Origin of the sequence: Pseudomonas sp. F01002, assembly GCF_004402115.1 — a bacterium.
GTDB classification, from domain to species: Bacteria; Pseudomonadota; Gammaproteobacteria; order Pseudomonadales; family Pseudomonadaceae; genus Aquipseudomonas; species Aquipseudomonas frigoris.
Map to the genome: position 1 here is coordinate 131,142 of NZ_SOPU01000017.1, position 26,019 is coordinate 157,160.

Genomic DNA, 26,019 nt, shown 5'->3' on the forward strand with positions numbered 1-26,019 from the left:
GCGACCCCGTCGGCTGGTTAATCTGCATGAAACGGATCAACGGACATGAAGCCATGACAAGCCATTCGACAACGATCACCACCGAGAACGACCCTCGCTGGGCCGCCGTCGTCGCGCGTGATCCCCGGGCAGACGGACAGTTTGTGTATGCGGTGAAAACCACCGGCATTTACTGCCGTCCCAGCAGCCTGGCGCGTTTGCCGAAACCGCAGAATGTCGAGTTCTTCGACACTGCCGAACAGGCCCAGGCGGCGGGTTATCGCCCCAGTAAACGCGCCGCGAAAGATCAAAGCGACGTCGCCGCACAACATGCCGCGACGGTGGCCGCCGCTTGCCGCCAGATCGAAACCGCGGAGAATCTGCCTGTTCTGAGCGAGCTGGCTTCTGCTGCGGGCCTGAGTAGCTTTCACTTCCATCGGGTGTTCAAAGCGGTGACCGGTCTGACGCCCAAGGGCTACGCCGCGGCCCATCGTTCACGCAGGGTTCGTGAGCGTCTCGCGGACGGAGACTCGGTGACCGACGCGCTGTATGACGCCGGTTTCAACTCCAACAGTCGTTTCTATGAAGCAGCCGATCAGCTATTGGGCATGAAACCCGGTGATTACCGCGCGGCCGGTCAGAACAACGACATTCGTTTTGCCGTCGGCCAGTGTTCCCTGGGGGCGATTCTGGTGGCGCAGAGTGAACGGGGTGTTTGCGCGATCTTGCTAGGCGATGACCCGCACCAACTGGTCTGCGATCTGCAGGACAAGTTTCGGCGTGCGAATCTGATTGGCGCCGATCACACGTTCGAGCAACTGATCGCCAAGGTTGTAGGTTTTATTGAAGCGCCGGCCCTGGGCCTGGACTTGCCGCTGGATGTTCGTGGCACCGCTTTTCAAGAACGGGTCTGGCAAGCCCTGCGGGAGATTCCCGTCGGTCGCACCGCCAGCTACGCCGATATCGCTCAGCGAATCGGCGCGCCAAAAGCGATGCGCGCCGTGGCTCAAGCCTGCGGCGCGAACAACCTGGCGGTGGCGATTCCGTGCCACCGCGTGGTGCGCAGCAACGGCAACCTGTCGGGCTATCGCTGGGGTGTGGAGCGCAAGCGTCAGTTGCTTGAACGCGAAAACCCGTCTGAGTCCTGAATGCCGATATAGACCGACACTGAGTCCGGGCTGGTATAAACCTCGAAGTCTGTGGCGAACGTGCGGCAAACCTGCGGGTTGTCCTTAAAGTAGGCCCAGATCAAGCCCCACGCCTGAATGACGCTGTCTGGCATCGCCCCTTTGGCGCTGAACACCAGGTATTCGCCTCCCTCCACCTGAACCTGCGGAAAGTCCTCGGAGGGCGCGGTGACCGCCACCCCCGCGGTCACATCGAAGTGGCCCGAAGCGTCGGACTCGTAGTTGGAATAGACGCCGTACACAAAGGAATCCGGCTGCTTGTGGGCGATCTTGTCGAAGATTCCCTCAACGAAAAATTGTTCCCACATCGGGCCGATGCGCGCCGTGTCTGGTTGCTGCTCTGCGGCATTGCAGGTGCGCACTTGCAGGCCCGAGACGCTAAAGGGCCGCACTTCACGCTGTTTTACATCCATGGTCGATAGTCCTTGTCTCTGTCGTTTGTCTGTTTGATTGGCGGTGAGACAGTCAACGATTGACGTCGACCACCACCCGACCACGCAATTGGCCGGCGAGTAATCGCGGTGCAGCCTCGATCACTTCGCTCAAGCCGATTTCGTGGCTGATCAGCGGCAACAAGGTGAAGTCGAGATCCTTGGCCAGACGATTCCAGGCCAGTATCCGCTTGGCTTTGGGCTGAGTCACGCTGTTGATCCCAGCCAGGGTCACGCCGCGCAAAATGAACGGGGCGACTGAAGCCGGGAAGTCCATGCCTTGCGCCAGGCCACACGCGGCGACAGTGCCGTCGGCCTTGGTGCTGGCACAGGCGTTGGCCAATGTGTGGCTGCCGACCGAGTCGATGACCGCCGCCCAACGCTCCTTGGCCAAGGGTTTGCCCGGCTCGGACAGCGTGGCGCGGTCGATGATTTCGCTGGCGCCTAATTGCTTGAGGTAATCGTGCTCGGAGGTGCGGCCGGTAGACGCGACCACCCGATAGCCGAGCTTGCTCAGCAGTGCGATGGCGAAACTGCCTACACCGCCATTGGCGCCGGTGACCAACACGTCTCCCTGCTCGGGCGTCACGCCATTATGTTCCAGCGCCAGGATGCTCAGCATCGCCGTGTAACCGGCCGTGCCGATAGCCATCGCTTGCGCCGCGGTGAACGCCTTGGGCAGCGGAATTAGCCAGTCGCCATTCAAGCGAGCCTTCTGCGCCAGTCCGCCCCAATGTCCTTCGCCAACTCCCCAGCCATTGAGTACGACTTGATCGCCGACCTTGTAGTCCGGATGCCCGCTGACTTCGACAGTACCTGCCAGATCGATCCCCGGCACCATCGGGAATTTTCGCACCACCGGGCTGCTGCCGGTGATCGCCAGGCCATCCTTGAAGTTCAGCGTGCTGTACGCAACACGCACTGTCACATCGCCCTCGGGCAGTTGATCGTCATTGATCTCTTGCAGTGTGGCCCGGTAACCGCTGTCGTCTTTGTCGATCAAAATGCCTTGGAACATTGCTGCCTCCAGATGGAATCACTCAGTTGTCGTGCAGTTGAAATAACACACAGCAACATTTCACCGTACTCGACTTTAAGCCAAGAGTGGCACACGAACAGAAAACTCGACTGGCCTTATGTCAGTCATTACTGATACAAAAACGGTCCTACCGTCCCTGCCCTGTTATGACGTCGGAGAACCCTTCAAATGAGCAAATGGCCAGACACCCGCATTCTTGACCTGCTTGGCATTGAGCTGCCGATCATCCAGGCGCCCATGGCCGGCGCGACCCATTCGGCCATGGTTATCGCAGCCAGTAATGCCGGCGGACTGGGCTCAATGCCGGCAGCCATGTTGAGCATCGATCAGTTGCGCGAGGAGCTGAAAACGATTCGTCAACACACTCAGCGTCCGATTAACGTCAACTACTTCTGCCATCAGACTCCCGCCGCCGATGAGCAACGCGCTCGAGACTGGAAGTATCTGCTGGAACCCTACTACCGGGAACTTGGCGTGGACTTCGACGCGCCGACGCCAGTGTCCAATCGAGCGCCGTTCGATAGCGCAGCCTGCGAAGTGATCGAAGAGTTTCGCCCCGAAGTCGTGAGTTTTCACTTCGGACTGCCGGAAAAGTCCCTGCTGGATCGCGTGAAAGCCACTGGGGCGAAAGTACTCTCCTCGGCCACCACCGTCGAAGAGGCGATCTGGCTGGAGCAGCAGGGTTGTGACGCAATCATCGCCATGGGGTACGAAGCCGGTGGCCATCGGGGCATGTTTCTCAGTGATGATCTGAGCAGCCAGGTGGGCCTCTTTGCGCTGGTGCCGCAGATCGTCGATGCCGTGAAAGTGCCGGTGATTGCTGCCGGCGGGATTGCCGATGCACGAGGCGTCGCGGCGGCTTTCCTGTTAGGGGCTTCGGCGGTGCAAGTGGGCACGGCGTACTTGTTCACGCCAGAGGCCAAGGTCAGCGCGTCTCATCACAAGGCGTTGCGCACGGCCAAGGAAAGTGAAACTGCCGTCACTAACATTTTCACCGGACGCCCGGCGCGCGGAATTCTCAATCGGGTGATGCGCGAACTTGGGCCGATGAGCGCAAAAGCCCCGGTCTTCCCGCTGGCGGGTGGTGCGCTGATGCCGTTGCGGGCCAAGGGGGAAGCGGATTTCAGCAATCTCTGGGCGGGTCAGGCATTCACGCTGGGCGTTGAAATGACCACGGCTGAACTGACCCGGCGCCTGGCTGAGGAAGGATTGGCCAAGTTGTTGGGTCGGTAATGCACTCACCTGTAGCAGCTGCCGAAGGCTGCGTTCGGCCCGGTCCGCGCTCGGGCGAAGCAGTCGTAGATTCAGCTGCCACGATTAACCTGAAAGACCGCGGTATCTGGTTTCACGACCGCTTCGCAGTCGAGCGCAGCCTTCGGCAGCTGCTACAGGGTTATGCGTGGCCTCAATAACGCGCATCCGACACATTCCGTTTGCAGGCATTTCGCTATATATTCCGCTATATAGCGTTTCACCCCCTCGTTGCACTTGCCTATAACGGAGCCGTTTCATGACCATTCGTGCCTCACGTTTTGCCCCCACCTGCCTGGCAACCCTGCTTGCAGTGTTCGCTTTCGGGTCCGCCCAGGCGGACGAAGTCCAGGTCGCCGTCGCCGCCAACTTCACTGCACCGATTCAGGCGATCGCCGCTGATTTCGAAAAAGATACCGGGCATAAACTGGTCACCTCCTATGGTGCCACCGGCCAGTTCTATACCCAGATCAAGAACGGCGCACCGTTCGAAGTGTTCCTCTCGGCGGACGACACCACCCCGCAAAAACTCGAAACCGAAGGCGAAACGGTCAAGGGCTCGCGCTTCACCTACGCCATCGGCACCCTGGCGTTGTGGTCGGCCAAGGAAGGTTACGTCGATGCCAAGGGCAAAGTGTTGAGCGACAACCAGTATCAGCATCTGTCCATTGCCAACCCGAAAGCCGCGCCTTACGGTCTGGCCGCTACTCAGGTGCTGGCCAAGCTGGGCCTGACCGACAAGGTCAAAACCAAGATCGTTGAAGGCCAGAACATCACCCAGGCCTACCAATTCGTCTCCACCGGCAATGCCGAACTGGGTTTTGTGGCCTTGTCGCAGATCTACAAAGACGGCAAAGTCACCGGCGGCTCGGCCTGGATCGTTCCAGCCGACATGCACGACCCGATCAAACAAGACGCGGTGATCCTCAACAAAGGCAAGGACAACCCCGCTGCCAAGGCACTGGTTGAGTACCTCAAAGGTCCGAAAGCCGCCGCAGTCATCAAATCCTACGGTTACCAACTCTAAATGACGCTATCGAGTGCCGACTTTTCCGCCATCTGGCTGACCCTGAAACTGGCGTCGCTGACGACGGTTATCCTGCTGGTCATCGGCACTCCGATTGCGTTATGGCTGTCGCGCACCCGCTCGTGGTTGCGCGGCCCGGTCGGGGCGATCGTCGCCCTGCCCCTGGTGCTGCCGCCGACGGTGATTGGCTTTTACCTGTTGCTGGCGCTCGGTCCTAACGGGTTTGTCGGCCACTTCACCCAATCACTGGGGCTCGGCACCCTCACTTTCAGTTTTGCAGGGTTAGTGATCGGCTCGGTGCTCTACTCGATGCCGTTCGTGGTCCAACCGCTGCAAAATGCTTTTTCCGCCATTGGCACTCGCCCATTGGAAGTGGCCGCGACCTTACGCGCCAATCCCTGGGACACATTTTTCAGCGTGATCCTGCCGCTGGCCCGCCCCGGTTTCATCACCGCTGCCATTCTCGGTTTCGCCCACACCGTCGGTGAGTTCGGCGTGGTGCTGATGATCGGCGGCAACATTCCCAACAAGACCCGCGTGGTCTCGGTGCAGATCTACGATCACGTCGAAGCCATGGAATACGCCCAGGCCCATTGGCTGGCCGGGGCGATGCTGGTGTTCTCCTTTATTGTGTTGCTGGCGCTTTACTCCAGCCGTAAAACCAAAGCGGGCTGGAGCTGATCGATGATCCATACGCGTCTGAAACTGAGGTATTCAGGGTTCGCCCTGGAAGTTGATCTGCAATTGCCCGGCCGCGGCGTCACTGCCCTTTACGGTCATTCCGGTTCGGGCAAGACCACCTGTCTGCGTTGCATCGCCGGCCTGGAGAAGGCCGAGCAGGGTTTCATCCAGGTCAACGATGAAGTCTGGCAGGACAGCGACAAGAAGATTTTCGTACCGCCACATAAACGGGCATTGGGTTACGTCTTCCAGGAAGCCAGCCTGTTTCCCCATCTGTCGGTGCTGGCCAATCTGGAGTTCGGCCTCAAGCGCATTCCTCGCCCACAGCGACGGGTCGACATGGCACACGCGACCGAACTGCTCGGGATCGGCCATTTGCTGGATCGCCATCCGCAGCACCTTTCCGGTGGTGAACGGCAGCGGGTCGGCATCGCGCGCGCCCTGCTCACCAGCCCGAAACTGTTGTTGATGGACGAGCCGCTGGCGGCATTGGATAGCCAACGCAAAAACGAAATCCTGCCTTACCTGCAACGACTGCATGATGAGCTGGACATCCCGGTGCTGTACGTCAGCCACTCACAGGATGAAGTCGCGCGGTTGGCCGACCACATCGTCTTGCTGAGTGAAGGCAAAGCCCTGGCCAGCGGGGCTATTGGCGAAACGCTGGCCCGTCTCGACCTGCCCCTGGCGCTGGGCGACGACGCCGGCGTGGTGATCGAGGGGCACGTCAGTGCCCATGACGCCGACTACCAGTTGCTAACCCTGCAACTGCCCGACACGACCCTGAATATTCGGGTGGCTCACTCACCGATGACCTTGGGTCAGGCGCTGCGCTGCAAGGTTCAGGCACGGGATGTCAGCCTGAGCCTGCAAAGTGTCGAGCAAAGCAGCATCCTCAATCGCCTGCCGGTCACCGTGATCAGTGAAATGGGCGCGGACAACGCCGCCCACGTGCTGATCCGTCTGGACGCTGGCGGCACACCGCTGCTGGCGCGGATCACCCGCTACTCCCGAGACCAATTGGGCGTGCACCCCGGCCAGCAACTCTGGGCACAGATCAAGGCAGTAGCGGTTCTGGCATAAATCCGCTGGCACGACTGCAACGGCGTGCGGTCAATGGCTGTAACGGCCCCTGATCCGTCGCCAAGGACTACCGCCATGCCCGATATCGCGCTGCCCGATGCGCTGCCATCAGACCTGCATTACGTCGATGACACCCAGCCCGGCATCGCCCGCAAGAAACTGCGCGGCAAGTTCTGCTATTACGACCTTGCGGGTCAGCTCATCACCGATCAAGACGAGATCAAACGCATCAATGCCCTCGCCGTGCCCCCGGCCTACACCGATGTATGGATCTGTGCCGACCCGCGCGGCCATCTGCAAGCCACCGGCCGTGACGCCCGAGGTCGCAAGCAATACCGTTATCACCCACGCTGGCGAGAAGTGCGTGATGCCGACAAATACTCACGTTTACGGGACTTCGGGTTGGCGCTGCCGAAACTGCGCAAACAGCTTGAAGCACTGCTGGCAGCTCCCGGCTTCAGTCGCGACAAGGTCATGGCCACGGTCATCACCTTGCTCGACGCGACGCTGATCCGGGTCGGCAACACCCAGTATGCTCGGGACAACCGATCCTACGGCCTGACCACCCTGCGCAACCGTCACGTCGAGGTCAACGGCAACGCGATCCTGTTCCAGTTCCGTGGCAAGAGCGGTGTCGAGCACCAGATCACCGTGAAAGACCGACGCCTGGCGCGGATTATCAAACGCTGCCTGGAAATTCCCGGGCAGAACCTGTTTCAGTACCTGGATGAAAACGGTGAACGACACACCGTCAGTTCCTCCGATGTCAACGCCTACCTGCAAACCCTCACCGGCGCCGACTTCACAGCCAAGGACTACCGAACCTGGGCCGGCAGCGCATTGGCGTTGGCGGTTTTGCGCGAACTGCAGTGGGAGCCCGAGTCGGATGCCAAGCGGCATGTGGTGGAGATGGTCAAGAACGTTGCCAAACAACTGGGCAACACCCCGGCAGTCTGCCGCAAGTGCTACATCCACCCGGCGGTGCTCGATGGTTTTCTTTTGGGTGCGTTGGCTGAGCTGCCCAGACCACGAGCGCGCAAAGGGCTCAGGGCAGAGGAAGTCGGGCTGGCGGTGTTTTTGGAGATGCGGGGCAATGGCTGAGGCGACGAACTGACCTGTCTATTTTTTTGCATGATCGCCAATGGCTTCTATAGTTGATGTGAACCTGAATTAGCTGCGGTGAGCCATGGAAGACATTTTCGTTGTGAAGCGATGCAACAAGATCATCATCCATGGTCGCCGGGCCGGAGAACCCGATCATCCACCACCCGACGCCGCCGTCTGGTATCGCATCGCCGATACTCGAACCCGCGGCTTCATCGGTGACGGTTTCGATCGTGAAGAAGACGCCCTGCGTGAATGCTGGCAGCTTAATGCCAGGTCGCAAGTGACGGCCCGACAAGGCTGAGGTCACCTGCCATTTAGGGGTCTATACTGAAAAAGCTGAAGGAATAGCGACCCCATCGGCAGAAAGCTCGCTCCCCGCGGGCTTTTTGCTGCCAAATACAGGTTTCTTGAACGGAGGTGTTTGCCATGTCCGAAAAAGAGTCCATCACCACTTTGCTCACCCTGCTCGACTCCCGTCAGGCTCGCCTGGCAGCGGCGTGCAAGGAAATCGCCGACTGGGTCGATCATCAAGGCGGGCACCCGACGGCCCTTAGAATTCGTGATCGTCTGAACGACATCGAGAAGGACGCGCCACTGATTCGCAATACGCTGTCTTCGCTCAAACCTGTCGACCCGCCCCTGCCGCGGTTCAGATGATTCGATCTGGGCATCCTCAAGGACACGGCCTGATTCAGGACGCATGAACGGCGACCTTATCGTCACCGGGTGCGTCCTTGCCTGAGCGCTTCCTGCTACATCCCCAAACCAGCCTGGCGCTGGGCTTTTTTTTGGCTGCGCAGTCTGTTTCACACTGTATTCACAACTCACGCCCTACAGTGGACCCGACTCCTTTGAAGAATCCCCCTGGCCCGCCCGCATGCGGGCCTTTTTTTTGCCCATTAATCAGGCAACGAACGTCGCCGTACGCTGGAGGTCAAACCATTACACGCAACGAAGGAGACGTCTGATGGTTACTCACTTTAAAGTCGGCGGGCATCTGGCCTGCGGCCATAAAGGCAGCAAGCTCGTGTCAACCAGTGAACTGACCCGGGTGAAATGCAGAAGCTGCCGCAACACCGACGCGTTCAAGGATGCGCGCAAAGACCAACGCAACGCTGCACGCCGCGCCGCACGCAAAGCCAAAGTTACGCATACAGCCAATGACTGGCGCGCGGCTTGGGTCGAACGGCTCACCGCCATGGAAGGACTGCAACGATTGCCTCGTGGTTTCACCGGTCAGCCTTTCGTTTAGCTGACAGCATCGGCGGCTGAATCGAATTCACTCGATCCGGCCGCTGGCGCCATGATTTCCAGCAACGACATGCGCTTTTTCCGAAGCCGCTGATGAAATCGCCCGTGCGACAAAACGCGAAATCCGTTTCGCCGCAGTACCGTCGGAGGCTTATCGTCAGGCGTTGGCACAGGAAGAACTTCCCGCACAACTGATCGACCTGGTGCTGTATCTCTTCACCATCGTGCTTGATGGCCGCAATACACCGATTGCCGATGGCGTACAGTGAGATAACGGGTGTGCGTTAGTTTGATGATACTTAACTAATGCACACTGAATTTATTGTTATTTGTCTTTGTATTTTGGTCTACAAGCCACACTGAAGCGCCATCACTGTGCACGGTATTGCATTCTTTTCCATATTCTTTATAGGTGACGCAGATCACGTCACCCGCCACAGTCCAATTACCTTTAATCTCTGGATAATTAGCAATTTTAATTAACGCGGCTCCGCCAGGACTCAATGTTTCCGAGAACGGCTCGCCTTTGGCGGTTTTGCTTTTGAGCTCACGACCAATCAACACCTGGTGAATTTCATCCCCGCTTAATTGCTTCGCACCAGCAGGTGCCGGGGTATGGGCATCGTTTGGAATCTGAGGTCCGGAAGAACATCCAGAGAGAAAGAACGCTACAGTAATGGCAGTCAACAACTTACTCATCACTTCCACCTCTTACAATTTTTTATATTCAGACAACGTAACTTTTAAGGTTAGATAACCCCAAACTGATCAATATATTTTTTGACGATAAGATCAATAGCGGCGTCAGCGAGGTGTGCACCATTGCCATGCAATTTTTTGGCGGCAAACAGATTCCTCAACTAGGGTTCTATCGAACCAAAATTGCGCCGACGGTGTTGGCGGGCACTCATCAAGGAGGGGACAGATGACATCAATTCGTAAGACCGAGCAAACCTATCGCACCTGGTCCAGCCCAATCTTGCTTGAACTCAAGGAGAGAGAGCACCAGCTGGACGCTGAAGCCCGCCAGGCCCTTCAAAATGTCTTGGTCGAGAGAAGGCTTGTCGATACCGGCAACCCTTCTGGCGAAGATCGACGCGGCGCTAATCCAGGGGCTAGCGGCCGGGGTCAATAACTGCTACGGGCTAAAAAACAGCAAGCCAGAAACAAACAAGGGTTTGCATCAGCTTTCGCCCGCAAACCCTTGATTTTAGATGGTGCCCGAAGCCGGAATCGAACCGGCACGCCCTTACGAGCGGGGGATTTTAAGTCCCAAGGGAAAATCAATCAGGCCGTGCCTCCCAATAGCTTTTCCGGGTCGCAATCAGGCAAAAAAGTATGCCATGCAGCCCAATGTTTCCGCATACCTCTAAATGATTGCGGCCCGGAAAAACCCATGTTCAAAGCGAAAAAATGCCCGCTCAGCGCGAGTCGAAACCAATCCACACTATGCCAATGATGCATACATCCACGCGTTCTACTGGTATCGCCTCGACCCCTAGCACCCCATGCACGCAGTACCCCTGTAAGACCTTGTGAAATGGCCGTTTTTACTGGCGCTCGCTGCAATCGAATGCCCACAAGTGCTTACAAGTGCGTGAGAAAGTCACGCAAATGTCACGCACCCATCTCAGGCATCCTGCCGGCCGCTTATGCAAACGGAAACTCGCGGCCTCCAGAGGAGGTTTTGCGCAAGCCGACCCAACAAAAGCGCCTCCAGGTTTACTAGGCATAAGCGGACACCACAATCGCACCACTCTTACGGCTGGGAGAGAAATGTCACCCTCTCGAATTATGGACGAGTCGGTCAACGAAGAACTCCATATGCCCTCAGGGGGTAGTCGGCAAAGGCCAAGCGTCGACCTTTAAAGCGATTTCCTGAAATGCTTCGGCGCACTTGGAGCGCGGAAAGTGTTCGTAGACTGCTCGCTGCTTCTGCACTGCCCTACGCGCACACACATCGTACGGAACCGCTCCCACATACCGCAGGGTTACGTCGAGGAAAAGATCGGTGACTTTGGCCAATTTAGCGAACAGCGCGCGACCTTCATTCGGGCTCTGCACCATATTGACCAGCACCCGGAAACGGTCCATTCCGTAATCACGATTAAGCAGTTTGATCAGTGCGTAGGCATCGGTGATCGAGGTCGGCTCGTCGCAGACCACCAGTAAGACTTCGTGGGCCGCCCGGACGAGACTGACCACCGACGAGCCGATGCCCGCAGCTGTGTCAATCACCAGCACATCGAGACTGTCACCGATTTCACTGAAGGCCTGGATCAGGCCTGCGTACTGAGTCGGAGACAAATGCACCATGCTCTGGATGCCTGAAGCCGCGGGGACGATTCGTATCCCGCCCGGACCGCGCAAAAGTACATCGGATAGCTCACAGCGACCTTCGATTAAATCGGTAAGCGTGTACTGCGGGGAAAGCCCCAACAGGACATCGATATTCGCCAAGCCAAGATCGCCATCAAGCAATACGACTCGCCTTCCAAACTTCGCCAGCGCCAATGAAAGATTCACAGCCACAGTCGTCTTGCCGACGCCGCCCTTTCCGCCGGTCACGGCGATAACTTGCACAGAACGCACACCATCCATGTTATTGATTACCTTCCATGTGCAACGCGTGCGAGTAGTCGCTAACTATTCCTAGATGCGCAATGGTAGCTGAAAAGTGCAGACACATGGCCACTACATGGCAATCACGCGAACCAGAACTGCCACTGCTGCAATGACCTCATCCGCCGAGTAATCGCCTATGCCCCATTCAGACCTGCTCCCTTCCCTGCTGTACAAGATCAACGAAAACCAACTCGCCCTAGAGGCCGCCATCCTGGAGCTTTCCAATTGGGTCGAGGCGCGCGGCTCTGCTGACGTCGCAGACAACGTGCGCGGCGCATTGGACACCATCGACAAGAACGAGGAGTTCATCAAGCTTACGCTCGCAGTCCTGATGACGCCGGAGTGACCGTTACTAGCTGTTGATTCGACCGGTCGCTGCACCTGGCATCAACTGGGTTGATCGACGACCCGAATCTGCGTCAGCCCTACTAGCTCAGCCTGCTCTAAAATCTCCTGCGCCGTCGCGTCCGCGGTGGGCATGATCAGGCTGTTCTCTCCGTCCCCAAAATGCAGCTGTAGCAGGTGCATTGCCGCCTCATGGATGGGCAGCTGAGGCTGCTTGAATTCGAACATGTATGTGCGGGGCTCGCCGTTGAACAGGTATTCCAAGGTAAAGTTGCGCAAGGTGACATCCTCTTAGTGGGATAAGTAAAGCTAACTATCCTGACTGAACGGTCAGTTTTTAGTTCAAGTGTTACACCGACCGTACATCTCTCATAACCTACGGTCCGTCGCCTTACCCTCGCCACAATAGCCATACCTCGATTACTGTACATGCAACCAGTATTTGTACAGCGAACCCGTTCCCATGAATTTCGACCAGGCTAAGGCGCTGAGACTTCAGCAGTGGCGCTCAACCCTCGACGACCACGACTTTCGAATGCAGAATCCCGAGGCCCACCGACAGAACCTTCACGAAATGAGCTCTGCCCTTGTTACCGAGGGATTGATCGATGAGCTCCAGCGGTTCGACCTGAACGAAATGGCGAACGCTGCCTACTGGCACGCCGTGGAGGAATTGCAGACCGCTTCGGCCCGGTACTGCGGCGCTTCAGCGTACGACGTTTTGTCGCGCGGCAATGGCGAGCTATTCGGCCGCATTGGACAGTCAATTTTCTATGCCACCAGCACCCTTGCCGACAACGCACGGTCCTCATACGACGGGAAAATTTACCGCGATGCCACCGGGGCGAACCTTGTTTTTAGCCCGTCGGGAGTTACCGCGAGAATTGTCGAGCTTGTATTGACGCTGCCTGATGGGCAACTTTACGACCTTGTCGAAACCGGGCGAACGTTTGAGGGGATGACCTACGAGCCAATAGAAGATCCGGACCTCTACCGCGCGCTGGTGGACGCCGCCCAATTTGCCCGCGAGTGCTGTGATCTACGTGCTTTCGAAAGAGTGCGGCCGCGTCTCGATCTGGCCAGGTTCCGCACTTGCCCCGCTTGCCTTGATCGTTTTGACCGGTGTGAAGATTGCCCGACTTGCGCTGGCAGAGGGTTTGTAACGAAGCCGGCAGCGACTGGTCTACGCTAAATGCATGGTCGGAGGAATTAACCATGTGCGGACGCCTTTCCCAGTACCGAGGCATCCACGACTTCGTCGCGGCACTCAGCATTCCCAACGCCCTCCTCAACTATGCCGGCGACCAGCCTTTCGAGCGCTATAACGCGGCGCCGACCACTCAGCTCGCTCTCTTCCACAGGGAAGGGGAATATTTGCGGGCCGACATGGTTCGCTGGGGCTGGCGCCCGCACTGGGCCAAAGACCGCGTAGCGCCGATCAATGCCCGAGTTGAGAAAGTTGCCCACGGCCCATTCTTTAAAGCGATCTGGCCCCATCGGGCGATTATCGCAATCGACAACTGGTTTGAGTGGGTGGATGAAGGCGGCCCGAAAAAGCAGCCTTACCTTGTTCGCCACCGTGACCGGTCACCAATCCTCTGTGCCGCGATCGGTCAGTACCCCATTGCCGAGCATGAACCGAGCGAGCAAGACGGTTTCGTTATCATCACCGCCGACAGCGCCGGCGGCATGGTGGACATTCATGACCGCCGTCCAGTGACATTGAGCCCCGAGCTGACCCGAGAATGGCTAGACCCCGCCACACCGAAGGAACGCGCCGAACAGATGGTGCTGCTCGAGGGAGAGCCTACAGAGGCCTTCGAGTGGTTCAAAGTGGACCGCGCCATTGGTAATGTGCGTAATCAAGGGCCTGATCTAATCAGCCAATGGACGAAGCGCCTGCAGGCATTGGCCTGTTTTAACTCGACGCCAGAGTCTTGAGCCGCTCTTCGAGCCGATTGACCGTTGGTGACGAACCTTCTTTTCAGACTTCCCCACTGACTTAAATGAGGCGTAACATAACGCTAGTGGCCAGTGGCCCCTCTCTCGTCCATGACTCATCAAGGAAGATCCTCTTGAAAGCTCTCAAAATAGTAGCTGCTCTTTCCATTTCCTCCCTCGCCAATGCGACCGAAAGTCAGTCGGTAGCAGATGTATACTCAGCGAACTATTCGATTGAAAGTGTCGAGGGCAACATCCCTATACGCGCTGTAGTCGTTAAGCGATCAAGCGAGTCTATCGTTGTCTACACCGGCTTCGGCTTCGACTGCACTTCGAAAGTGTTCAGTCAAACCGGTTTTTATAGTTCCAAGGAGAGTGTGCTTGCTCAGGTTGCAAAGATTGGACGAGTTGATGCGCCTGAATCGGATTTGACCATCTTGGCGCGCAAACAAGCCTGCGAGGCGAATCAACCTTTAGGCGCCAACGTAAGCGACGCTCGCCCTGACGAGTCGTAGCGCTTTAGCTCTTCAACATACGCATCGGTCACGGCCTTGGCCCTTGCGTCGCAGGTGTTCCGATCTTTCCAAGCCGACTGCCATTCTCCAACCTTCACAGAAAACCCACGTTGATAAGTGCCAAATAGCGCGCGCCGGCTACTAGTGCCAGCGCTGCTATATAAGGAAGGAGTCGGAGCAGGATGGCATTCATGACCAGCGGCCAGTGGCGTTATCGCCAGAGCTCGCCCGCGAGTGGCTAGACCCGGCCATGCCGACGGAGCGTGACGAGGAAATTGTGCTGCTCCAAGGTGAGCCGGCGGAGGCTTTCGAATGGATCAGAGTCAATACTACCGTGGGCAAGGTACGGAGTCAGGGGCCAGATTTAATTAAACGCGATAACAAAGACACATTACATCTCTGACCCAATACATTCTTAGACTAATCTTTTATCTATACCAAGGATCTAATGAGGGCCAATGCTGTTTTTGCGCAACCCAGGCATAGGAATTCATGACCTTATTCAGGATACATAGAGTAAATTCTAAAGTTTCTAAAGAAACATTAACACCATCCAGCCCACACTCTTTACCAGTTGCAAAATATGTATTACCTACAAAAGATGAAAAAAATCTTGATGACTCCTCGTCGCGTTTCGCTTTGGAAGCAAAAACCCCAATAGCTCTATCTTCAACATGCTGTATAGAGTTTCGCAGTCCGATCAGGCCGGGGATTCCCGAGTAAAATTCTTCTGCTATCGCTTTCAGATCATGTGGAGCGCCATCTTCTTTCGATAAAGTCTTAATTAACTTTCCTATTGAGTCCAATGCAGAAACAAAGGCCTTGGAATATATCAAGGTCTTAGCCGCCCTAAACTCTGTAGGAACCCGACCTAACTCCCACTGCTCTATCTTATGAAGGCGCTCAACATTAAACTCTCGCTCTTGTCGCTCCTCGCAACCATTAGAGGATAAGGCCTTGTATTGTGCATCTATTCTTTCCCGGCTTTTTCGATCATCATCCCTTAACGTGTTATCTTTTCCGTTTCCTCTCCAACCATTACTCTCAGAGTAAAGTTCCACTGCCAGATTGGCCTCGTAAAAAGCGTCTCTCAGCAAGATAAGAAGTGCAGAGCTATCTTTTGAGTAGCCTTTGCTTTTATCAAGAAAGCCTCCCGGGGTAACAACTTCAAAAACTTTCATGAGAACTAATACTCCACAGAAAGCAGACCAATTGAGCTCAGTAGCATAGCTAGAAAATTGAACGTCACCGGATTAAGGGACTCATGGCACATCCTTGAAGAAAACGTGCTGTCCGAGCTTCAGCGTCTGCTTGGCCTTTGCCGCCCAAGCCGGAGCCATCGGCATAGTGGTCGCGTAGTAATGCGTGGCCCCGCCGGTTGGATCTGGTGCTTTACCGGCCAGCACCTGATCAGCGGCGATCTGTGCCTGAGCGAACTCGCGGAATGGAATCGGCTTTGCACCGCACAGGTAAACAAAGTTCGGGTCGTTCCTGTTCCAGCAGCTGAACTGGTACGGCTTCTGGCACACGCCGGCGTAACCCTCGCCCCACCACGACTTGGCTTTGCCGTCGTTGACGCGGTTGCGGATCGTCCAGGCCACGGCAATCTGGCCAGCCAGTGATTCGCCGCGCGCCTCACCCCATAGCGTGCGAGCGAGGATATCTCGGTCTTTGTCGGTAACTGGCATCACTTTTCTCCAGGCAAAAAAATCCCGCTCGATGGCGGGTTGCGTTGTGCTGCGGTGGCGCATCAGATCAGATCAGCGGCCACAGTTTGGGGGTCTGCCACGATTACCGGCACCGCTGGCTCAACTGGCCAAACCGGCGCGGCGTACCAGGTCGGCTGCACGGTGACTTTGCCCAGCGCGAACTTGTAGGTTTTCCACGCTTTGAGATTGATCAGGAGCGTGGCCTGCTCTGCCTCATCTTCCTCGGTCGCTTCGCCAAGTTCGATGCCAAAACCGATCGTGTCTATCCGCTCCTGTATGCGGGCAATCTGCGCGAGCGCTTTTATGTTCCTGCCTGACAGCTCAGCTTTGGCTGCAGCCAGTTGAGCTGCTTCGACAGCAGCGTCCTTCATAGCTTTGGTGATGAGTTGCGACCAATCGATATTCATTGATTGTCCTCAGGCGAGGCTTCGAGTGCTGGCTCCGGCAGCGGGCCGGGGAAGACAACAGGGCCATCGGGCACGTTATTCAGAGGAACCGGGAAAGCCTGCTCGGGGCTGTAGTTCCAAGGCATGGGAAACCAATAGTGTCAAGATCAGCTCACCATTTACCTTGTCAACATTGCCCGCAAACCACTCGGAATTAATCGCTGCGCGTGGAAGTGTGTCGCCGTCCCCTATTAATGAAAAGTCAAAAGACTCCCCATTTACAATCAGCGTGCTTCCTGACCGGAATACTTCCAGCGTATCGTCCCGCCGCTGCGGTGAAAGATTAATCAGCATTAGAACCACCTCCCAACTGCAACTAACTTTTCAGATACCGTGGTAGCCACGGGACTGGTGTAATCGATCACGAAGAAATTACATGTAGAGACCGTTGTATTCGGATCGGCATTCAAGGCGTGGACACGACCTGCCCCCCTCGCAGCGCCAGTGACTACTGGAGGCGCGGCGAATGAAGACGGAAACGTCCAGCTCCCGTAGTAGTACCAAATACTTCCGTAAATCGTGAAGTCGCCAACCACAAGCCCATAGGATCGCGATCTGGTACAGATCATCAGCCCGCTGGCAAACTTCCAAGCCTCGCCATTTGCGCCTGAAACGTACTCCATCAAAGCGCCCGTTGGCGTTCCGCCAGATTGTGACACAGCACCAATGATTGCAGCCACTGCAGCAGTGCCGAGACCGAGACCGCTACGTGCCAGAGCTTGAGTAGTACCACCAGTTCCGCCCTGAGCGACACTTATTGCAGTGGTCAAAGCATTGAGCGATGTGATGTCGTTGTTTGCGCCAGACTTAGCAGCCGTGATAACGAAGCGGGCATCAACCGCCGCCACTTTTCCGAGCATGTCTTGCATCATGGCAGACAAGTTGGTGATCCCGGTTCCACCCTTGCCGACCGGCAAAACATCATAGTTACCGGTCGTGCCCAATGCTGCCAGCTTTGCGCCGTATGTATTGACCAGGGCTCGCAGCGTATCCGCAGAATCTTTCACATAACCTTGCAGCGGGGCCAGTGCGTAAATGCCTGCACCGTTAGTTGCGCCCTGATAGTTAGGCGAGATCGATATAGCCGTATCGCTGGCAATGTTGGTCACTTCGTACCAACCACCGTCCGGGCCACGGAACCCATCGCCCACACGGCTGTTGGCAATAAACGCAGTACCCGTGCCGATCACGGCATTGGAATTTAGGGCGACCGAAACCGTCCCGGTTTTGTACCAAGGCATGGATTACTTCCTTCAGAAAGTTGTTATACGGCGAGTTTTGCGAAGATGGCCGGCATGAAGAAGGCAAACGGGTTGGAGAACCCGTCGGTAACGGCGTACAGCGTACCGGTGCTGAAACTCCACAAAGTTTTAACAAGGCGACCGGACCCAGATCCCGTCAGCATGTTCATACCGAAGGTATTGATAAGCATGTATTCGTTTTCTGGAAAGTTGAACGATACGGTGTAAAAACTTCGGGTACTGCTCGTGGCGGTAGTTTCAGATCGGACATAGGTCCAGTTCTGGAACGCTCGCGTGAACAGCGCCGTCGGAGTTCCTGAATCAAAAAGGAGCTTTGAAGCACCGTCCCAAAGCCGCGTTCCGTATGAAGCAACCGGCTGCGCGCCGAAGGTCGCGGCGAAGTACCGCCCGTTCGGTTGATTGGTATTTACGTCGTATGCTCGGACATAGAAGCCGGTCCAGTTGCCGGCTGATCCAATCACCTGCATGGCGGTGAGTCCCGCCACCCCGCCGGTATCCGGCCGGCAAAACACCAGAGGCGGCTCTTGACTAGTGATGACGCGCGGAAAGGAAGTGGAGGATCCAAGTCCGGACTCCTGCGTCGGCGCATAGCGACCGCTACAGATGACGTTCAACCTGGCAAATTCCGAGTCGATCACCACTTGATTGCTGTTGTTGACGAAGCTGAGTCCGTACGACGCCATTAAGCAAACCTTATAACCATCAATCGCATGGTTCCGCTGGTGGAAAGACTGGCCGCGAAAGTGCGCGTGTAGTTGTAAACACGCGCGACTCCCGACAGCATTTCAGTTTCCAATTGAAAGGATGTCGCTTCGTTGTACGGACCTACCGGGATCACGATCGCGACTGAATTGGAAGCATCACTTCCGGGTACCGAAAAGTCCTGATTCGCCTTTGTGCTATTGGCAAAGGTAACCAGCGTGGACAATACGACCCGCATGGTGAATGAGTTCTCGTCGACCTGAAGCGCCCCATCGGCGCCCCAGATCCGCATTCCATGAGCCATTTTTCACCCCAAGTATCCGAGCCGCACACGCAGCACGTTGTTCGCGTCGTAGACGGAGACGTTCAACGAGTTGATTACCAAGCGACCTTGCCCGGGAACGATGCCGTTGATCTCCAGTGTGCCGTCCTTGTTGAGAATCCAACCCTGTTGACCGGCGATGTAGTTGGTTGAGCTGATGTAGCTGCCGATCTTGGCGTTGGTGATGGTGCCGTCCGCGATAAACGCCGAGTTCATGAACACCTGGCCACCCTGCACCGCAAACGGAACCGAGATGGCGCCGCCGGCGATGGTGTTGACGATGGCGAAGCGATCGGCACTCACCAGGAACTGACTTTGCAGGCCGGCGCCGGTGTTCTCGATGCCCAATCCGATTCCGGCGGCGACGTACTGCCCCCCCGCGGTGATCTGCATCTTCACCGACCACATGGTCGAGAGCTTGCCGGCGGTGTCGGCGTAGGCCGTCGACGTCTGCTGAATCGCGGCGGTGTTTTGTCCCACCGACACATTCAACTGATCGATCTTCGTGGCCGTTGCCGACTGATTGGTGGCGACCACCTGTTCCAGTTCGGTGATGTTCGCCGCGTTCTCGCCGATGGCGACGTCGAAGGTGGTGATCCGCTGCGCCATCGCTTCGTTTTCAGAGGTGCGAACCTTTGATTCCGATGCGATCGCGGCGGTGCTGGTCCAGCCCTTCAGGGCATCCGCCAGTTCGCCATTGTCGTCGCGGGATGACGCCCGCAATGCTTGAAACGCGGTCGCCTGAGCGGTGACTACTCCGTCGAGCTCGGTAATCTCGGCAGTGTTCGTGGCGACCTGTTGTGCCAGGCCATTGGCCGTTTCGACGGTCTGGCCGACATCCAGCCAGTAGACCGGGTTCGGCGGTGGCGTATTGTCCGGTACCGGACCAGTAGCCTGATAAATGCGCTTGCCCTGCACCACCAGGTCGTATTCCGCGTAGCTGGCTTCCGGGTCGTACCCCTTCAGGCCGTCCAGTGCATCGATCTGTGCCTGGAGCCCAGGAATCTTCTCGATCTCGTCCAGCAGGTCCGGACCGAGCTCCGTCTCGGTGATCTGGCCGGCGATCATTTCCAGAATGTCCGCTGCGTCGGCGCTCGACTGCCCCTGCACACCCATACCAATCGGGTACCACGGGCCGATATTGCCGATCCGATCCACCAGCCGCGCCCAGAAGTAGAAGGTCACACCAGCCTTCAGGCCAAGCATCGAGAAATCGCTTTGCGGGTACGACAGGTCCGTCAGCTTGGTTGCAGCCTCAAGGCTGGTCGTCGGCCCGTACCAGACTTCAGTCCGCTGGGTGTCTTCGGCGCCAGCCGGGAATCCCCACTTCAGGTAGATACCGAACAGCAGCGGCGTGGCCGTCAGGAACGACACCGCCGGCGGCAAGCCTTCCTTCCCCTTGAGGTTGGTCAGGATCGAGTTGCGCCAGATCGATGAGATGTCGAAGGCGCTGACCGCTCGGACACGGGCCACGTAGGCCCCGGCGTAGATGCCAACCACGTCGACACTGGTCATCCCGGTGCGCTGCAGCTTGATCCAGTTGCCACTGTCCTTGCGCCACTCAACGTCGTAGCCGACTGCGCCAGCAACCGCCGGCCAAGTGATAGTCATGGTGGCCACGGCGATGCCCTGGGACACCACCGAGTTCGACGTGACGGTCACACTGGCCGGCGCCGGAACCTCGGTGACCGGGATCACACTGATCGGCCGCTCTTCCAAGCGAGCGCCGGTGTCGATGTAGGCGAATTTGCTCGGGTCGTACTGCAGCGCACTGATTTCGAAGTTGCCTTCGGTTGTGCGTTTGGTCCGCAGTACGCGATAGAGCGGGATCGCCAGATCATCGGCATCCAGCGCCCACTAGAGCTGCGCGCGTGGTGGCTCGCTGTAGTTGGTGGTGACGGTCACAGCACGGCCGTTCACGCTCTGCACGGTACGACCTTCCGCGCGGCCACCCGGCAGGTTGATGATCAGGCGATCACCAGCCTTGGCTTGGGTGTCACGGTCCAGCGTCACGACTCGGCCAGCGACGGCAGAGATTCGCCCACCCACCTCGCGCCCCGCCAGCAGCGAATCCGCTATTGGTATGATGTGGCCAGGAAGCGGGATCACCCCCTCCATGCCAGTTTTGAATGAGACGGTGCGGTCCTGATTGTTGCTCAGAATCGCCCACTTGCCACGGCGCTGGGCTTCGGATGCGCGCGTGCAACCGATGGCGCTCAACTCAGTTGGCTTATCGCCCAAACGGCGTTGCAGATCCAGATCGGAGAACGGGATGACGTCAGTGTCATAGTTGTTCGCCGGGTTGTCGTAACTGACCAGGGCACGGGTATACCGAGTTTTGGCCGAGGCGCTGCCATACGAGAATTTCCCGTCGATGACGTTGGCACGGGTGAAGACATAGTCGAAGTCCTGCGCGCGTGGCATGTCCGCCTGCATTACCAGCTGACCCTGCGCCCAGTAGGTCATTCCACGATAAATGCCGGCGATGTCTCGCAGCAGCGACCAAGCATCAGCCTTGCCTTGCAGGTTCATATCGCAAAGGAAGCGAGGCTCTAAGCCGCCAAGGCCATTCGGCACCAGCTGGTCGGCATATTGCGCAATCTGATAGAGCTCCCACTTGTCGACCATGAACGGCTTGATGCGTTTGCCCAGGCCGAAACGATCTTCAGTGCAAATGCCGTACGTGATCCAGGCCGGGTTATTGGTCCAGGCCTGTTTCATGGAGCCGTCCCAAGTGCCGGTGTAGGTTCGGGCAATCGGATCGTAGTTGCTCGGAACCTGCCACCTGCGCGCACGGCACTTCACGGTAACGGCTGGAATGTTGGTGAACTGCTCGGCATCAAACTCGATGTAGAGCAGCGCTGTGTTCGGATAGCGAAGCTTTGCGTCGATCACCTCGGTGTAACCGGCGATCAACATGCTGTCGGCGATCTTGTTGCTGTTCTGGTTTGGCGTCAGGCGGCGGACCCGGATCTGCCAGCCGGTGGTGGCGTCCGGCAAGTTGATGCGCGGCGAGCGCTCGTAACGAGTGGTGGTCTTGCCGTCCACAGCGTCGACGAGTACCTGCTGATAGGCACCGCCGTCGGTGGCCACATCAATCGCGTAATCGATGCGGTAGCCGCCAATGTTGCCTTCGTCGTCCTGACGCTGCAGCGCAGGCCAGGCCAGACGGACACGCACGGCTGAAAGCTGAATGTTGCTGATCGAGCGCACCCATGGCGCGTCGCTGCGCAACTCGACGTTGAGCGAGGTTTCGTTTTCGACCGATGGAATACCAGGGATATAGGTCTGATCGATTGAGCCCGAGCGCCAGTCCCACTTCACATTGGGGAAGTTGTAGTTGCCGCTCGCGTCCCGGATCGGGGTGTTGTCCAGATAGATGTCGTAATCGGTCGGGACTTCGTCGAACTCGCCCTCGCCCACGGCGATCAGCAGCTTGGCCAGGTTGGTAGAGCGCAGGCTATCACTGGCCTCGGTTGGCGACTTCGGCTTGCTTTCCCCGCCCTTCGCGCCGTGGATATCGATTTTCTGTGCTGCGCCCATGCTTTCCTCCAGGCGAAAAAAAACCGCCTCATGGGCGGCCTGCTTGCTGCGTGCGGATTACGCTTTGTCTTGCGCGAGGATCGATGCGGAAATGATCATGCCGCCCCACCGGCGTTCGCCGATGCAGATCGGCACCGGGTTGCCGCTGGCGGTGGTGTTCTTGGCGCTGCCGAAGGCGTAGGACGGCGAGTTCTCAGGGGATGCGCTTTGCTTGAGGCCTGAGGCTTGGGGGCTGAGCATCTGGATAACACCACCGGCAATCAATGCAATACCAGCGGGAGCCAGTGATGGAAACCAGATACTGGCAACCAGTAGTACCGCCCCAAGAACGGTTTGAAGAATTCCGCCGCGCTTGCTGCCTTCAACGACAGGAACAACCCGAACTTCGCGAGTGCCGGACAAATCAAAACCGGCCATACCGACGTTCTTTCCGTTTCGGAAAATTGCAAAGCGCATCCCTAAACGATCAAGGCGCCTGATTTCTTCTTCAAAGCCTTCGATCGTGTACTTCAAGGCCTTGAACAGCTCCCAAGATCTACCCGAGTCCAGCTGACGACGGTGAATGCGTCCGAACTTCTTTGCAAGCGATCCGGACAATTTGATCGTGGTCATTGGCTGGTAATTGATTGCGATCGCGGCCATGTTTTCCTCGGACATAAAAAAACCGCCTGCTGAGGCGGTCATTGGACACTTATGATTCAGAGACAGCTTTTGACTGCCGATTCGATACCACTTCTACCAGGCATAGCAGACCAGGCCATTCGCTGATGAAGCGTTACAGAGCTGCCACTTGAGGTCTTTTTGATTTCTAGCAGTTCATCGGCCATGTTGTTGCTTGCCACCCACAACCGATACCCAGTTTCAGTTTCGACCATCGACGAATCAGTGCGTTCTGATTGCCACTTAGGGAATACGCACAAGGCGTATCGCTTCGGGTCCTTTGTAGTGGAGGTCTTGACGCTTGGATCATTTTTTTCTAAGTCGCTCGGCGACACACACCCAGCCAGCAACATCACCGCCACCGCCCCTATCAAAATCCGCATGATTCTTCCTCGTCCTGAAAGCGAGCGACTAACCGCCTTCGCGGGCAGTGATCAGCCGGCAGCAATCATCGACGAGCATGTGAAGATCATGTTCACCAAGGTGATCGACAATTGCTTCGGTCGTTACGGCGACATGGGCAAGCAGGTTGAGGAGGCAATCAAGGCAGCGTTGCCAGCCAACCTGACCACAGTCTTTGAGCTGACCCGCTACAACGACATGATCGCCAAAGCGCTGAAAGAAAAGTGGGAAGCCAGCGGCGTAGAGACCGACATGGTGCGCCGCGCGCAGGAAGCTATCGACGAAGTGCTCACCAAGGATCAGATGCCAGCTGTGGTAAGCCTGCAAGACCTTCTCGAATCCTTCATCGACAACCACAAGGAAAGCGCCGCAGAGGAGCGCTGGGAGCGACCGGACATACGTTTTCAACAATCCGAGTACGGCGGCCTGCACATCTACTTCGATAAGAAGCCAAAAGAAGAATCGTCCTATAGCAGCCGCGAGCGCAGCGAGTACAACCTGGATAACGCGATCCACATCTCGTTCGATAAGCGCGGAAATGACCAGGATGAAAGAGGTCGTGAAATCGGCACCGTCTACGCCGCACGCATCGACAACGAGAAAATCGGCCAAACCCTGCGCTTCAGATCGAAGTTCGAAAAGCTGCTCGCCGCCCTCTACTTCGGCGCCTCCAAAATTCTGGTGGACTGCGACGAAGACGATTTCAGCTACGGCATTTACGACTGACAGCATCACCTCTGCCCATTCGATGAGTGGGCAGACGGATGCGGACGATACTGCGGCCTATAACCGCCCACCTGCATCACAACCAACTACCGAGGAATGCTCGGGAGTTGCCAAGGTCACGGAGGATGCGCCATGAAGTAGCTGACCGATCCACCTGCGTGGTGCAGCAAGCCTGAAGGCTGCGCCCAACACTCATTCAGGCAGCGGACAGTAGGTCGTCGATGTCACCGCGCATCGGCCGGAATTCCGGTAGGCCACCCCAGCGCACGAAGACAACTTGATGCTGCAAACCCAGGCCGTCGCCAGCAGCGGGCCTGGGACACATCATTTACTGGCTAACGGTGCATAGCTCGGGCACAAGCTGGTCATGTACAGCTCTTCGCCTTTGACTCTCTTTTGCGTAGTGCTGATAGCAAGCTGAAATTCAGGGCCTTTATCCACCTTCAAGATTTCTGCCTTGAGTTCTTCCTGCCCGGCCGATGCCGGATTTTCCAGCATATTTTGAAGCGTGTAATGCTTTTCTGGATGCAACTCAGCACATGCGCGCCCTACGGCTACCGACAAAACCGCAACTTCACGAGTAGTCGGCTCATCAGTAGCCAACGTGTGAGCGGAGTAACCAAGCGAAATCAGGGTTACCAAGCACACGTTCTTTGCAATCGACTTCATAGGTAAATCATCCGTAATAAAAAACTGTAAACACGATATCGGCAGCGAAAATCAATCGATCAGTTTTTATCACTCCTCCCCCGACACCACCCGCATGCACTCCCCTCCGCGCCCAACGGCAACCAGCGGAACGGATGAGTGCAGCCGAGTTTTGTTGATGAACGGATCGCATAACCAATGAATCCCGCTTAATTCGCTGCGGTCCATATGTTTAAAAAGGATGCAGGGCGGCCCTCGCCCTAATCACCTCGCCGATCTGGAGGCGATCATGAACACCCCACATAGTTCTCTGCCGAAACACCACCGCAAGCCGCCTCCAGTGAGTCACAGCCCGCATGAAGACGCTCGGGCTGAGTGGCTCTACAACGCAGAGGAGGAGCTGCTGCGTTCCACTGGCGTGTCCTTCCAGCGCCGCATGAACAAACCTCAGGGCGTGACCGTTGATCAATTCGCCCTGGCGGTTGATGAGTACGTGAACAACCGCCTTGCCAATTGCGAAGTTGAAACACCTGCGCTCGGCCGGCTGCTGATTTCTGGGGCGCGCGGCAATGTCGATAAGAACGATGTCGCCGAGTTGCTTGGCAACAGCGACCACCCGCTGGGCAAGCTTGGCGAGATCGCCGAGGCGCTGCTAGAGCCCCTGGTAAATGACGCGCTGATCGCCAAGGCCGAGGACGACGAATTGTGAGCGCCCAGAAAGCTGTGGCCAGTATCGAGTTCGAGATTGCGAGACTTTCGCGCTCTTTCAACCCGGTGCCGGACCGAACGTTTGTGATGGGCATGATCGAGCTGGCCGAAGTCGCCGAGCTAATCGATCGCGCCACTGCAAACCGTTTCCGCGATGCGCTTGATACGAAGTTTTGCGAGCGTAATGACTTCTTGAAGAGGACTTCCACTTGAGTACTGCACCGGTTAAATCGCTGATCGATGAGCAGCTCGACGAAATTGAATCGAAGCTGATCCTGCTCGGCTTCGGCCTTCCCTTCAATGAGGTGATCGGGCGTTCCCGCGAAGTTCTGGTAGCCAGCTTGCCGCAGCGCTTGGCGGCGACTATGAAAGGCGGCCGGATTGCGGTGAGGGTTCGGCAATGACCTCCTATCAGCGCGCTAAGCGCTT

General features: G+C 57.1%; 31 protein-coding genes, 1 tRNA gene and 4 pseudogenes. 20 read left to right on the forward strand and 16 right to left on the reverse strand.

The window, feature by feature from the left end:
- Positions 1 to 53: 53 nt before the first annotated feature.
- Positions 54 to 1,127, forward strand: a complete 1,074-nt coding sequence (gene ada / locus E3W21_RS12770) for a bifunctional DNA-binding transcriptional regulator/O6-methylguanine-DNA methyltransferase Ada (protein ID WP_134420390.1) — start codon at positions 54 to 56, stop codon at positions 1,125 to 1,127.
- Here ada and E3W21_RS12775 read toward each other — a convergent pair.
- Together E3W21_RS12775 and E3W21_RS12780 are read right to left on the reverse strand one after the other, a co-directional pair.
- Positions 1,091 to 1,579: a GyrI-like domain-containing protein gene (locus E3W21_RS12775; RefSeq protein WP_134420146.1), complete on the reverse strand. Its 489-nt coding sequence runs from the start codon at positions 1,577 to 1,579 to the stop codon at positions 1,091 to 1,093. The two genes, ada and E3W21_RS12775, sit on opposite strands and share 37 nt — an antisense overlap.
- 52 nt (positions 1,580 to 1,631) lie before the next feature.
- Entirely contained in the window at positions 1,632 to 2,615 is a 984-nt protein-coding gene (locus E3W21_RS12780; protein ID WP_129444536.1) for an MDR family oxidoreductase, read from the reverse strand.
- A 189-nt stretch (positions 2,616 to 2,804) separates the two neighbouring features.
- Between E3W21_RS12780 and E3W21_RS12785 the strand changes: the two genes are divergently transcribed.
- From E3W21_RS12785 to E3W21_RS12830, 9 genes and pseudogenes are all read left to right on the forward strand, one after another.
- Positions 2,805 to 3,869, forward strand: a complete 1,065-nt coding sequence (locus tag E3W21_RS12785; RefSeq protein WP_134420148.1) for a nitronate monooxygenase family protein — start codon at positions 2,805 to 2,807, stop codon at positions 3,867 to 3,869.
- Positions 3,870 to 4,146: 277 nt separating this feature from the next.
- Positions 4,147 to 4,914 (forward strand): molybdate ABC transporter substrate-binding protein, encoded by a 768-nt coding sequence (gene modA, locus E3W21_RS12790; protein ID WP_134420150.1) that lies wholly within the window; start codon positions 4,147 to 4,149, stop codon positions 4,912 to 4,914.
- Complete coding sequence (modB, locus tag E3W21_RS12795; RefSeq protein ID WP_134420152.1) at positions 4,915 to 5,595, forward strand: molybdate ABC transporter permease subunit; 681 nt, start codon at positions 4,915 to 4,917, stop codon at positions 5,593 to 5,595.
- Between the two features lie 3 nt (positions 5,596 to 5,598).
- Positions 5,599 to 6,678, forward strand: coding sequence for a molybdenum ABC transporter ATP-binding protein (gene modC / locus E3W21_RS12800; protein WP_129444542.1), 1,080 nt, complete (start codon positions 5,599 to 5,601; stop codon positions 6,676 to 6,678).
- A gap of 75 nt (positions 6,679 to 6,753) precedes the next feature.
- Positions 6,754 to 7,779 carry a DNA topoisomerase IB gene (locus tag E3W21_RS12805; RefSeq protein WP_129444544.1) on the forward strand — a complete coding sequence of 342 codons (1,026 nt, stop codon included), beginning with the start codon at positions 6,754 to 6,756 and terminating at the stop codon, positions 7,777 to 7,779.
- An 85-nt stretch (positions 7,780 to 7,864) separates the two neighbouring features.
- Positions 7,865 to 8,086 carry a hypothetical protein gene (locus tag E3W21_RS12810; RefSeq protein ID WP_129444546.1) on the forward strand — a complete coding sequence of 74 codons (222 nt, stop codon included), beginning with the start codon at positions 7,865 to 7,867 and terminating at the stop codon, positions 8,084 to 8,086.
- Between the two features lie 125 nt (positions 8,087 to 8,211).
- Positions 8,212 to 8,442, forward strand: a complete 231-nt coding sequence (locus tag E3W21_RS12815) for a hypothetical protein (RefSeq protein WP_010460746.1) — start codon at positions 8,212 to 8,214, stop codon at positions 8,440 to 8,442.
- A 310-nt stretch (positions 8,443 to 8,752) separates the two neighbouring features.
- A complete protein-coding gene (locus E3W21_RS12820) occupies positions 8,753 to 9,037 on the forward strand; it encodes a hypothetical protein (RefSeq protein ID WP_046047412.1) in 285 nt (94 codons plus the stop codon).
- Between the two features lie 76 nt (positions 9,038 to 9,113).
- A pseudogene (locus E3W21_RS12830) lies at positions 9,114 to 9,302 on the forward strand (NmrA family transcriptional regulator); the annotation flags it as partial.
- Between the two features lie 37 nt (positions 9,303 to 9,339).
- Here E3W21_RS12830 and E3W21_RS12835 read toward each other — a convergent pair.
- Complete coding sequence (locus E3W21_RS12835; protein WP_129444592.1) at positions 9,340 to 9,735, reverse strand: hypothetical protein; 396 nt, start codon at positions 9,733 to 9,735, stop codon at positions 9,340 to 9,342.
- A 226-nt stretch (positions 9,736 to 9,961) separates the two neighbouring features.
- Here E3W21_RS12835 and E3W21_RS12840 point away from each other — a divergent pair, with 226 nt between their 5' ends.
- Entirely contained in the window at positions 9,962 to 10,171 is a 210-nt protein-coding gene (locus tag E3W21_RS12840; RefSeq protein ID WP_129444594.1) for a hypothetical protein, read from the forward strand.
- A gap of 80 nt (positions 10,172 to 10,251) precedes the next feature.
- Here E3W21_RS12840 and E3W21_RS31160 read toward each other — a convergent pair.
- Both E3W21_RS31160 and E3W21_RS12845 read right to left on the reverse strand, forming a co-directional pair.
- A tRNA-OTHER gene (locus tag E3W21_RS31160) sits at positions 10,252 to 10,366 on the reverse strand.
- A gap of 500 nt (positions 10,367 to 10,866) precedes the next feature.
- Entirely contained in the window at positions 10,867 to 11,637 is a 771-nt protein-coding gene (locus E3W21_RS12845) for a MinD/ParA family protein (RefSeq protein WP_134420154.1), read from the reverse strand.
- 160 nt (positions 11,638 to 11,797) lie between these two features.
- Between E3W21_RS12845 and E3W21_RS12850 the strand changes: the two genes are divergently transcribed.
- Positions 11,798 to 12,007: a hypothetical protein gene (locus E3W21_RS12850; RefSeq protein WP_046048531.1), complete on the forward strand. Its 210-nt coding sequence runs from the start codon at positions 11,798 to 11,800 to the stop codon at positions 12,005 to 12,007.
- Between the two features lie 41 nt (positions 12,008 to 12,048).
- Here the strand turns inward: E3W21_RS12850 and E3W21_RS12855 are convergent, their stop codons facing one another.
- The gene (locus E3W21_RS12855; RefSeq protein ID WP_134420156.1) at positions 12,049 to 12,285 is read right to left on the reverse strand and encodes a hypothetical protein; all 237 of its coding nucleotides are present in this window, start codon (positions 12,283 to 12,285) and stop codon (positions 12,049 to 12,051) included.
- Positions 12,286 to 12,469: 184 nt separating this feature from the next.
- On the opposite strand from E3W21_RS12855, the gene E3W21_RS12860 reads away from it, so the two are divergent.
- From E3W21_RS12860 to E3W21_RS12875, 4 genes and pseudogenes are all read left to right on the forward strand, one after another.
- Positions 12,470 to 13,198, forward strand: coding sequence for a hypothetical protein (locus E3W21_RS12860; protein ID WP_134420158.1), 729 nt, complete (start codon positions 12,470 to 12,472; stop codon positions 13,196 to 13,198).
- Between the two features lie 23 nt (positions 13,199 to 13,221).
- Positions 13,222 to 13,947: an SOS response-associated peptidase family protein gene (locus E3W21_RS12865; protein WP_134420160.1), complete on the forward strand. Its 726-nt coding sequence runs from the start codon at positions 13,222 to 13,224 to the stop codon at positions 13,945 to 13,947.
- Between the two features lie 134 nt (positions 13,948 to 14,081).
- Positions 14,082 to 14,462 (forward strand): hypothetical protein, encoded by a 381-nt coding sequence (locus E3W21_RS12870; protein ID WP_134420162.1) that lies wholly within the window; start codon positions 14,082 to 14,084, stop codon positions 14,460 to 14,462.
- A 187-nt stretch (positions 14,463 to 14,649) separates the two neighbouring features.
- Positions 14,650 to 14,865 (forward strand): annotated as a pseudogene (locus tag E3W21_RS12875) (SOS response-associated peptidase family protein); the annotation flags it as partial.
- Positions 14,866 to 14,890: 25 nt separating this feature from the next.
- Here the strand turns inward: E3W21_RS12875 and E3W21_RS12880 are convergent.
- From E3W21_RS12880 to E3W21_RS12920, 9 genes and pseudogenes are all read right to left on the reverse strand, one after another.
- On the reverse strand, positions 14,891 to 15,643 hold the full coding sequence (locus E3W21_RS12880) for a hypothetical protein (RefSeq protein WP_134420164.1): 753 nt from the start codon (positions 15,641 to 15,643) through the stop codon (positions 14,891 to 14,893).
- 81 nt (positions 15,644 to 15,724) lie between these two features.
- Positions 15,725 to 16,150 carry a cell wall hydrolase gene (locus E3W21_RS12885; protein ID WP_134420166.1) on the reverse strand — a complete coding sequence of 142 codons (426 nt, stop codon included), beginning with the start codon at positions 16,148 to 16,150 and terminating at the stop codon, positions 15,725 to 15,727.
- Positions 16,151 to 16,212: 62 nt separating this feature from the next.
- Positions 16,213 to 16,578, reverse strand: coding sequence for a phage tail protein (locus E3W21_RS12890; protein WP_134420168.1), 366 nt, complete (start codon positions 16,576 to 16,578; stop codon positions 16,213 to 16,215).
- Between the two features lie 75 nt (positions 16,579 to 16,653).
- Positions 16,654 to 16,911 (reverse strand): hypothetical protein, encoded by a 258-nt coding sequence (locus E3W21_RS12895; RefSeq protein ID WP_256661554.1) that lies wholly within the window; start codon positions 16,909 to 16,911, stop codon positions 16,654 to 16,656.
- A 589-nt stretch (positions 16,912 to 17,500) separates the two neighbouring features.
- Positions 17,501 to 17,858, reverse strand: a pseudogene (locus E3W21_RS32350) (tail fiber domain-containing protein); the annotation flags it as partial.
- Between the two features lie 23 nt (positions 17,859 to 17,881).
- The gene (locus E3W21_RS12905) at positions 17,882 to 18,562 is read right to left on the reverse strand and encodes a hypothetical protein (protein ID WP_134420172.1); all 681 of its coding nucleotides are present in this window, start codon (positions 18,560 to 18,562) and stop codon (positions 17,882 to 17,884) included.
- Positions 18,562 to 18,873: a hypothetical protein gene (locus E3W21_RS12910; RefSeq protein ID WP_134420394.1), complete on the reverse strand. Its 312-nt coding sequence runs from the start codon at positions 18,871 to 18,873 to the stop codon at positions 18,562 to 18,564. The genes E3W21_RS12905 and E3W21_RS12910 overlap by 1 nt, the downstream gene beginning before the upstream one ends.
- Positions 18,874 to 18,888: 15 nt before the next feature.
- Positions 18,889 to 22,446, reverse strand: a pseudogene (locus E3W21_RS12915) (host specificity protein J).
- A 57-nt stretch (positions 22,447 to 22,503) separates the two neighbouring features.
- A complete protein-coding gene (locus E3W21_RS12920) occupies positions 22,504 to 23,103 on the reverse strand; it encodes a tail assembly protein (RefSeq protein ID WP_371927080.1) in 600 nt (199 codons plus the stop codon).
- A gap of 168 nt (positions 23,104 to 23,271) precedes the next feature.
- Between E3W21_RS12920 and E3W21_RS12930 the strand changes: the two genes are divergently transcribed.
- A complete protein-coding gene (locus tag E3W21_RS12930) occupies positions 23,272 to 24,234 on the forward strand; it encodes a hypothetical protein (RefSeq protein WP_256661555.1) in 963 nt (320 codons plus the stop codon).
- A 324-nt stretch (positions 24,235 to 24,558) separates the two neighbouring features.
- Here E3W21_RS12930 and E3W21_RS12935 read toward each other — a convergent pair whose 3' ends face one another.
- Positions 24,559 to 24,903: a hypothetical protein gene (locus tag E3W21_RS12935; RefSeq protein ID WP_134420178.1), complete on the reverse strand. Its 345-nt coding sequence runs from the start codon at positions 24,901 to 24,903 to the stop codon at positions 24,559 to 24,561.
- A 268-nt stretch (positions 24,904 to 25,171) separates the two neighbouring features.
- On the opposite strand from E3W21_RS12935, the gene E3W21_RS12940 reads away from it, so the two are divergent.
- From E3W21_RS12940 to E3W21_RS12950, 3 genes are read left to right on the forward strand one after another with little or no spacing between them, the layout of a single operon-like run.
- Positions 25,172 to 25,591 carry a hypothetical protein gene (locus E3W21_RS12940; protein WP_134420180.1) on the forward strand — a complete coding sequence of 140 codons (420 nt, stop codon included), beginning with the start codon at positions 25,172 to 25,174 and terminating at the stop codon, positions 25,589 to 25,591.
- On the forward strand, positions 25,588 to 25,803 hold the full coding sequence (locus E3W21_RS12945; RefSeq protein WP_134420182.1) for a hypothetical protein: 216 nt from the start codon (positions 25,588 to 25,590) through the stop codon (positions 25,801 to 25,803). Before E3W21_RS12940 ends, E3W21_RS12945 begins: the two co-directional genes overlap by 4 nt.
- Positions 25,800 to 25,994, forward strand: a complete 195-nt coding sequence (locus tag E3W21_RS12950) for a hypothetical protein (protein WP_134420184.1) — start codon at positions 25,800 to 25,802, stop codon at positions 25,992 to 25,994. The genes E3W21_RS12945 and E3W21_RS12950 overlap by 4 nt, the downstream gene beginning before the upstream one ends.
- Positions 25,995 to 26,019 lie beyond the last annotated feature (25 nt).

Coding starts and splice junctions, on each gene's coding strand:
- ada (WP_134420390.1), top strand. CDS start 54: ATGACAAGCCATTCGACAACGATCACCACCGAGAACGACCCTCGCTGG.
- E3W21_RS12775 (WP_134420146.1), bottom strand. CDS start 1,579: ATGGATGTAAAACAGCGTGAAGTGCGGCCCTTTAGCGTCTCGGGCCTG.
- E3W21_RS12780 (WP_129444536.1), bottom strand. CDS start 2,615: ATGTTCCAAGGCATTTTGATCGACAAAGACGACAGCGGTTACCGGGCC.
- E3W21_RS12785 (WP_134420148.1), top strand. CDS start 2,805: ATGAGCAAATGGCCAGACACCCGCATTCTTGACCTGCTTGGCATTGAG.
- modA (WP_134420150.1), top strand. CDS start 4,147: ATGACCATTCGTGCCTCACGTTTTGCCCCCACCTGCCTGGCAACCCTG.
- modB (WP_134420152.1), top strand. CDS start 4,915: ATGACGCTATCGAGTGCCGACTTTTCCGCCATCTGGCTGACCCTGAAA.
- modC (WP_129444542.1), top strand. CDS start 5,599: ATGATCCATACGCGTCTGAAACTGAGGTATTCAGGGTTCGCCCTGGAA.
- E3W21_RS12805 (WP_129444544.1), top strand. CDS start 6,754: ATGCCCGATATCGCGCTGCCCGATGCGCTGCCATCAGACCTGCATTAC.
- E3W21_RS12810 (WP_129444546.1), top strand. CDS start 7,865: ATGGAAGACATTTTCGTTGTGAAGCGATGCAACAAGATCATCATCCAT.
- E3W21_RS12815 (WP_010460746.1), top strand. CDS start 8,212: ATGTCCGAAAAAGAGTCCATCACCACTTTGCTCACCCTGCTCGACTCC.
- E3W21_RS12820 (WP_046047412.1), top strand. CDS start 8,753: ATGGTTACTCACTTTAAAGTCGGCGGGCATCTGGCCTGCGGCCATAAA.
- E3W21_RS12835 (WP_129444592.1), bottom strand. CDS start 9,735: ATGAGTAAGTTGTTGACTGCCATTACTGTAGCGTTCTTTCTCTCTGGA.
- E3W21_RS12840 (WP_129444594.1), top strand. CDS start 9,962: ATGACATCAATTCGTAAGACCGAGCAAACCTATCGCACCTGGTCCAGC.
- E3W21_RS12845 (WP_134420154.1), bottom strand. CDS start 11,637: ATGGATGGTGTGCGTTCTGTGCAAGTTATCGCCGTGACCGGCGGAAAG.
- E3W21_RS12850 (WP_046048531.1), top strand. CDS start 11,798: ATGCCCCATTCAGACCTGCTCCCTTCCCTGCTGTACAAGATCAACGAA.
- E3W21_RS12860 (WP_134420158.1), top strand. CDS start 12,470: ATGAATTTCGACCAGGCTAAGGCGCTGAGACTTCAGCAGTGGCGCTCA.
- E3W21_RS12865 (WP_134420160.1), top strand. CDS start 13,222: ATGTGCGGACGCCTTTCCCAGTACCGAGGCATCCACGACTTCGTCGCG.
- E3W21_RS12880 (WP_134420164.1), bottom strand. CDS start 15,643: ATGAAAGTTTTTGAAGTTGTTACCCCGGGAGGCTTTCTTGATAAAAGC.
- E3W21_RS12885 (WP_134420166.1), bottom strand. CDS start 16,150: ATGCCAGTTACCGACAAAGACCGAGATATCCTCGCTCGCACGCTATGG.
- E3W21_RS12890 (WP_134420168.1), bottom strand. CDS start 16,578: ATGAATATCGATTGGTCGCAACTCATCACCAAAGCTATGAAGGACGCT.
- E3W21_RS12895 (WP_256661554.1), bottom strand. CDS start 16,911: ATGCTGATTAATCTTTCACCGCAGCGGCGGGACGATACGCTGGAAGTA.
- E3W21_RS12905 (WP_134420172.1), bottom strand. CDS start 18,562: ATGGCGTCGTACGGACTCAGCTTCGTCAACAACAGCAATCAAGTGGTG.
- E3W21_RS12910 (WP_134420394.1), bottom strand. CDS start 18,873: ATGCGGATCTGGGGCGCCGATGGGGCGCTTCAGGTCGACGAGAACTCA.
- E3W21_RS12920 (WP_371927080.1), bottom strand. CDS start 23,103: ATGTCCGAGGAAAACATGGCCGCGATCGCAATCAATTACCAGCCAATG.
- E3W21_RS12930 (WP_256661555.1), top strand. CDS start 23,272: ATGTTGTTGCTTGCCACCCACAACCGATACCCAGTTTCAGTTTCGACC.
- E3W21_RS12935 (WP_134420178.1), bottom strand. CDS start 24,903: ATGAAGTCGATTGCAAAGAACGTGTGCTTGGTAACCCTGATTTCGCTT.
- E3W21_RS12940 (WP_134420180.1), top strand. CDS start 25,172: ATGAACACCCCACATAGTTCTCTGCCGAAACACCACCGCAAGCCGCCT.